Raw genomic sequence first — 6,882 nt, 5'->3', positions numbered from 1 at the left:
ACCGGTGACAACGAAACAAGAGTAGGCATGGTACTGTCCTCCAGTAGCTGCACAAGGCGATAGGCGATAGGCGATAGGCGTTCTACGGCATCTGTGTCGATGCCGCGCTGGCACTGCTCCATCCAGTAAGCCTCGAATTCAGCGCTACGGCAATAGATCTGCTGATCCGTTATAGTCCCGTCTTCAGCTGAAACCCGCGCGATTCCATGGCCGTCACTGTCGCCGAAGGCATCAACGACACTGTCTCCACACCTATCTAACTGCGCTGAGCCGTCAGGAAGTGTTCTGCGGCGTCTGTGTCGCATCAAGTCCAGAACGCACGCCAATCCGCAGCAGTGAGCGGAAGGTGTTGACCCCGAGCTCTTTCCGCTGCGCCTTCCGCCGTGCGAACGGCGGCTGCGAAGCTGAGCGTTGCCTTGCGGAGGCGCTCCTCAGCGCTTTCCAACTCGCCGAGACGAACAACACGCAGCACTTCAGGGAGGAGATCGGCAGGCAGACCCGCTTTGGCACTACGGGCGATGACTTTCTCAGCGAGGGCGAGCGCGGGTTGGGCCATCGCTATCCCGTCCAGGCAAGAGCGGCGGGACTTCTCCGCGGACTTGCGTTCCTCCCAGGCGCGTTCCTGCTCGGCGATCCGCTCCTCCCGCGAAGTGGCGGGATCGATCACGGCATCGGCGAGATGCGGGCTACGGTTGACAAGCTTGGCGACCAAGGCGGCTGCTACGTCGTCGACGGTGAATTCACCTGCGGCCTGTGCGATCCTGGAATGGAACAACACTTGCAGCAACAGGTCGCCGAGTTCTTCCTTGATAGTTTCTCGATCGTTGTGCTGGATGGCGTCGAGCAGCTCGTAGGTCTCCTCGAGCAGATAAGGGCGCAGCGAGTCATGGGTCTGGGTGACCTCCCAGCCGCCGAAATGCCAGAGCCGGTCCATCACCTCGACGGCTTCGGCCAGCCCGGACGCGATCGTCGCCGTGTCCATCGACGTGGCAGACCCACCATCCCCTACGGAGGCAGCCACCTTGGTGGATAACGGCCGCTGGGCAGCGCGATGCCGTGCGGCACGCAAAACGGATTCGTCGCGGCCTGCTGTGCTCATAGGTGCACCAGTTCGACGGCGAGGTCGACCGCGCCCTGTGCCTTTCCATCCAGCGCCAACAGCAGGTCTGCGACGAACTGCAGCAACGCGACGTCACGGACGCGCTCGGCGCCGACGCTGTCGTGCACGCGCGGCAGCGGAAGCTGCACCACCCCTGAGGTGGCGCGATATCCGGCGCTCGGGTAGATGCGCTTGAGCCGCAACTGCTTGGAATCGGGCAGATGCAGCGGCGAGATTTTCACTGTCGTTCCGGTGACCGCGATTTCGGTGACCCCGTATTCGCGAGCGAGCAGCCGCAGCTTGGCCACCGAAACCAAACGTCCGGCCTCGACCGGCAGTGACCCGTAGCGATCGAGGAGTTCCTCGACGACCGAAGTCAAAGCTGAAAAATCTTGGGCAGAAGCGAGTTTCCGGTAGGCCTCTAGCCGGAGCCGATCGCTGGCAATGTAGTCGGACGGGATATGCGCGTCGACAGGCAGGTCGATGCGTACCTCCTTGACCTCCTCGGTGGTGATCGGTGTGCCATCGGCGGCCGCGCGGTACGCTTCCACTGCCTCACCGACCAGACGCACGTAGAGGTCGAAACCGACGCCGGCGACATGGCCGGACTGTTCGGCACCGAGCACATTGCCCGCGCCGCGGATCTCCAGGTCTTTCATCGCTACTGCCATGCCCGCGCCCAGGTCGGAATTCTGCGAGATGGTAGCCAGGCGGTCGTAGGCTGTCTCGGTGAGCGGTTTCTCCGGCGGATACAAGAAGTAGGCATACCCGCGTTCCCGGCTACGCCCGACTCGACCGCGCAGCTGGTGCAGCTGGGAAAGCCCCAGCGCGTCGGCGCGTTCCACGATCAACGTATTGGCGTTGGAGATGTCCAGACCGGTCTCGATGATCGTGGTGCACACCAGCACGTCGTACTCGCGCTGCCAGAAGCCCTGCACGGTGGACTCCAACATGTCCTCGTTCATCTGGCCGTGCGCGACGACCACACGCGCCTCCGGCACCAGATCACGCAACCGTTTGGCTGCCTTGTCGATCGACGATACCCGGTTGTGCACATAGAACACTTGGCCGTCGCGCAGCAGTTCGCGCCGAATGGCGGCGGTAACCTGCTTGTCGTTATAGCCGCCGACATAGGTGAGCACCGGATGGCGCTCTTCCGGCGGGGTGAGGATGGTCGACATCTCGCGGATGCCCGCCAGGCTCATCTCCAGGGTGCGCGGGATCGGGGTAGCCGACATGGTGAGCACATCGACATGGGTACGCAGCGCTTTGATGTGTTCCTTGTGCTCGACGCCGAAGCGCTGCTCCTCATCGACCACGACGAGGCCGAGGTCCTTCCAGCGCACGCCGGTCTGCAACAACCGGTGCGTACCGACTACGATGTCGATGGCACCGTCGGCCATCCCCTCCAGCACTGCGCGGGACTCCGCCTGGTCGGTGAATCGAGACAGGCCCTTCACGGTGATCGGGAAGCCTGCCACCCGCTCGGTGAAAGTCTGCAGATGCTGTTGTGCGAGCAAGGTGGTCGGCACCAACACCACGACCTGCTTGCCGTCCTGTACCGCCTTGAACGCCGCGCGCACAGCGATCTCGGTTTTGCCATAGCCGACATCGCCACAGACGACGCGGTCCATCGGGACCGGCTTCTGCATATCCGCTTTCACCTCGGCGATGGCAGTCATCTGATCGACGGTCTCGGTGAACGCGAACGCGTCCTCCATCTCCTGCTGCCACGGTGTGTCCGACCCGAACGCATGGCCAGGCGCGGCCTGACGGGCAGCATACAGTTGCACCAGCTCACCGGCGATCTCACGAACAGCCTTGCGCGCCTTGCGTTTCGTATTGGCCCAGTCCGAGCCACCGAGCTTGGACAGGCTCGGCATCTCGCCGCCGACATAGCGGGAGAGCTGATCGAGCGATTCCATCGGCACGAACAACCGGTCGCCGGGCTGGCCGCGCTTGCCCGGCGCGTATTCGATCACTAAGTACTCGCGTCGGGCGTTGCCTACAGTGCGCTCGATCATCTCGACAAATTTGCCGATTCCGTGCTGATCGTGCACCACCATGTCACCGGCGTTCAGCGCGAGCGGATCGACCTGATTGCGACGTTTGGCAGGCATCCGCTTACCCTCGGCCTGCGTGGCGACCCGGTTCCCGGTGAGATCGGACTCGGCGACAACCACCAGTCCGGTGTTCTCGAACACCACACCATCGTGCAGCGAACCGCACAGCACACCGACCACGCCTTCGGCGGGCTCGGCCGCAGCCTTCAGCAGCGCGGCAGGGACCTCTGCATCGGCCAGGCGCTCCAGAATACGTTGCGCCGTACCGTGTCCCGCGACGACCACAACCGCCCGGCCACCAGTGGACAGGTGCGCGCGCAACGAGGCGAAAAGGGTCGCCACAAGCTCATCGGAGCCGCGGGCGGCGGGCCCCGACTGCACGGGCAGCACAACCTCCACCGAGTCGCCGGAAGTGAACGGGCTCAGCGTCCACCAGGACAGGCCGAGTCGCTCTGCGCTCGCACGGATCTCCGACAACGGGCGATAGGCCGAGGCAGCCAGATCGAGCCCGTGTCCACCGAGCGGTGCGGCACCACCGAAGGAGGCCGCCGTCCAGGACGCTTCCAGGAACTCCTCGCCAGTGCGAACCAAGTCGGCTGCGCGGGTACGGATCTTCTCCGGATCGCACAGCAGCACGTAGGTGTCCTCGGAGAGCACATCGGTGAGCAGCCGCAGTTCACCGGGTTGCAGCACCGGCAGCAACGCTTCCATGCCATCGACCGGGATACCCTGTGCCAATTTCTCCAGCATTTCCACCAACGCCGCATCAGCCGCATTGGCCACGGCGACCTCTGCGGCGCGCTCGCGCACCGCGGCAGTGAGCAGCAGCTCCCGGCACGGCGAGGCGACAACTACGTCCACCGCGATATCGAGCAGCGAGCGCTGGTCCGCGACGGCGAACGGCCGCAATTCGGTGATCTCGTCGCCCCAGAACTCCACCCGTACCGGATGGTCCGCAGTCGGAGGGAAAATATCCACGATGCCGCCACGCACCGCGAATTCGCCGCGTTTACCCACCATGTCGACCCGCGTATAGGCGAATTCGACCAGCCGCGTAAGCAATTCGTCGAAAACGAACTCGGCGCCGACCCGAAGCACTATCGGCTCGATATCGCCGAGCCCAGCCGCCATCGGCTGCATCAACGACCGCACCGTGGTCACCACAACCCGCAACCGCTCGGGAAAGTGCGGATCGCCGGGGTGCGCGATCCGGCGCAGCACTTCCAGCCTGCGCCCAACCGTATCCGCGCCGGGAGAAAGCCGCTCATGCGGCAACGTCTCCCAGGACGGGAACTGGGCGACTGCCGAACCGAGTATCTCCGTGAGTTCTACAGTCAGATCATCGGCCTCACGGCCGGTCGCGGTGACCACGACCAGCGATCGCTCAGCCGCGATCGTCGCCGCGACGAATGGCCGCGCCGACGACGGCGCGACCAATTCGACCGATGCGGTACCGATCAGCTCCGCAACCGTTTGCAGCGCGGCATCGGCGCCGGCCGCGGCGGCCAATCCCGCCAATGGCGGGCGGTAGGTGGACATCGACAACTCCTGAGCGCAAGCGGGGCGTTTCGAGCGGCCAACCGAGTCTAGTAGTGCTGTTCCACGCGTAATCCCCGGCACCTGCTGTGCCCGTGCGACCACAGCGATCCGCGGCCTTGCCCAACCGCCCCAGCCGCTGGAAAACCTCCCACTGCGCCCACTCCAGGACGTCCGGGCAGAGCACGGCCGGCCCCACCGGCGTCAGGCCACGACAACGCCCGTCACCCGACAAAGAACCACCCGGCGGCCGCGACCCGACACCCCGTCTATCACCACGCGCGGCCACACCGACCGGACCCTGTGTACGAGCCGAGGCCGGAACGAGCACCGTTCGCGGCCCGCGGAGGCGGCAAGATATTACGGCACGTACCGGCGTAACCGCCGGGCGGCGAACTCGCGGAAGTAGGACAGCTTCTCCGGGGGAACCATCGACGGGAGCAGGAAGTACCAGGCGCGTTCCATTCGGATCGCCATCTGGTCGATCGTCTCCGTGCCGACGGCGATGATGTGCACACCGGCGGCCATCTCCTGGAGCAACAAGCCGATGATCTCCGCATCCAGATCGGAGACCAGATCGCCTTGGGAGATGGCTCGCTCGGCGAGCAGCCGATAGGTCTCGCCCCAAGTCTTGGCGATGTTGTCACCCTGCGCACCGCGGTAATCGCCGATCTGATGAGTCAGTTTGAGCATGGCGCCGACCATCGGGTCGTTCATCGATAGGTCCGCGACGACATAGGTGATGCCGATACACGCTTCCAGGGCCGGCACCCGGGGATCGAAGAACCCCTGGCATGAGCTGACCAATCGCTCGTTCCCCTGGTCGACCACGGCGCGGGCCAACTCTTCCTTCGAGCCGAAGTGAAAGTACAAGGCGCCCTTGGTCACATTGGACTGCGCGATGATCTCGCTCAGGCTCGCGTTCGCGTACCCCAAGCGCAGAAAGACATCGGCAGCGCCTGCCAGAACGGAATCGCGGGTGATTTCCGCGCGCGCTTGCCTAGCCATCAGATCCGCCTGTCATCCCAAAACCAGCCATCCTGAAGTAGACCGACATCCCGAAGTTGACCGACTCACCATCCGAACAGCACACAAAGGATGGGTGAACCGTACCACCAGGCGCGCGTACAGCAGCGGATTCGAGCATTTGGCTGTACCTATCGCGCAATTCGCTGGTTAACAATAGGTCATTCCCCAGTGCCCGCACGCCATTCCGAGCTCAATTGCGGGTCGGCTTCCAGGTGACTCAGCCCGTTCCAACACAAGTTCACCAGATGCGCCGCCACGACCTCTTTCGAGGGTTTGCGCTCGTCCAGCCACCAGGTCGCAGCGGTGGCGACCTGCCCAACGAGTGCCTGGGCGTACAATGTGGACAAGCTGGTGTCGAACCCACGACGTTCGAAATCACCCGCAAGGATATGCGCCACCTGATTGGCCGCCTCGTTGAGCAGACTGGAGTACCTTCCCTCGGCGGTAGCAGCGGGCTGATCGCGCACCAGAATTCGAAACCCATCGGTCCGTTCTTCGATGTAGGTCAGTAGCGCCAGCGTCACTTGTTCCAGACGAATCCGAGATCGGTTACGGGTGAGCGAAGAAGTGATCATATCGAGCAGCATCGACATCTCACGATCGACGACAACCGCGTACAACCCTTCCTTGCCGCCGAAATGTTCATAGACCACGGGTTTGGAGACCTGGGCGCGTTGCGCGATCTCCTCGATCGAGGTCGCGTCGTATCCGCGTTCGGCGAACAGCGCGCGACCGATCTCGATCAACTGCTTACGCCGCTGAGTACCCGTCATACGCGGACGGGATACCCGATGCGACTCGCTCGAAGACACCGTTCCACCTCCTCGCCCGGACGTGACTATCGCCATGGTCAACTTTTCCAGACCGATCGACAGCGCTCCCGATCGCCCCTCGTTCCCCTCCGAGCACCCGGTGACGAGACTGTGAACCACACCCGAAGGCACCTCCGCCGATACTCGCGGACCCGACACGCAACATTGGAGCCAGGAGAGCTGCGAATCTCGCGACACTCGTTCAGGATGGTCCGGCGGAAGCCGACGCTCCTCCAGAAGCGAGCGGTGAGACGAATCTCCGACTCGATCCGCGTATCGGTTCGACTAATGGCGCATCGGCATGCGAGGATCTCCCTTGTGCCGTGACACACTGGTGGGCGCT

At 63.8% G+C, this 6,882-nt stretch carries 4 protein-coding genes; all 4 read right to left on the bottom strand.

What is annotated here, in order from left to right; all coding sequences use genetic code 11:
* Positions 1 to 304: 304 nt before the first annotated feature.
* Positions 305 to 982: a nucleoside triphosphate pyrophosphohydrolase gene (locus tag ACX4ZE_RS12345; RefSeq protein WP_480273526.1), complete on the bottom strand. Its 678-nt coding sequence runs from the start codon at positions 980 to 982 to the stop codon at positions 305 to 307.
* Between the two features lie 113 nt (positions 983 to 1,095).
* Positions 1,096 to 4,701: a transcription-repair coupling factor gene (gene mfd / locus ACX4ZE_RS12340; RefSeq protein WP_480273513.1), complete on the bottom strand. Its 3,606-nt coding sequence runs from the start codon at positions 4,699 to 4,701 to the stop codon at positions 1,096 to 1,098.
* Between the two features lie 357 nt (positions 4,702 to 5,058).
* On the bottom strand, positions 5,059 to 5,706 hold the full coding sequence (locus ACX4ZE_RS12335; protein WP_480273512.1) for a TetR family transcriptional regulator: 648 nt from the start codon (positions 5,704 to 5,706) through the stop codon (positions 5,059 to 5,061).
* 179 nt (positions 5,707 to 5,885) lie between these two features.
* Positions 5,886 to 6,500, bottom strand: coding sequence for a TetR/AcrR family transcriptional regulator (locus ACX4ZE_RS12330; RefSeq protein WP_480273525.1), 615 nt, complete (start codon positions 6,498 to 6,500; stop codon positions 5,886 to 5,888).
* Positions 6,501 to 6,882: the final 382 nt, after the last annotated feature.

This window comes from Nocardia sp. TBRC8007 (assembly GCF_056629435.1).
Note: the sequence above shows the minus strand (reverse complement) of the source record. Positions and strands in the feature narration are given on the sequence as shown.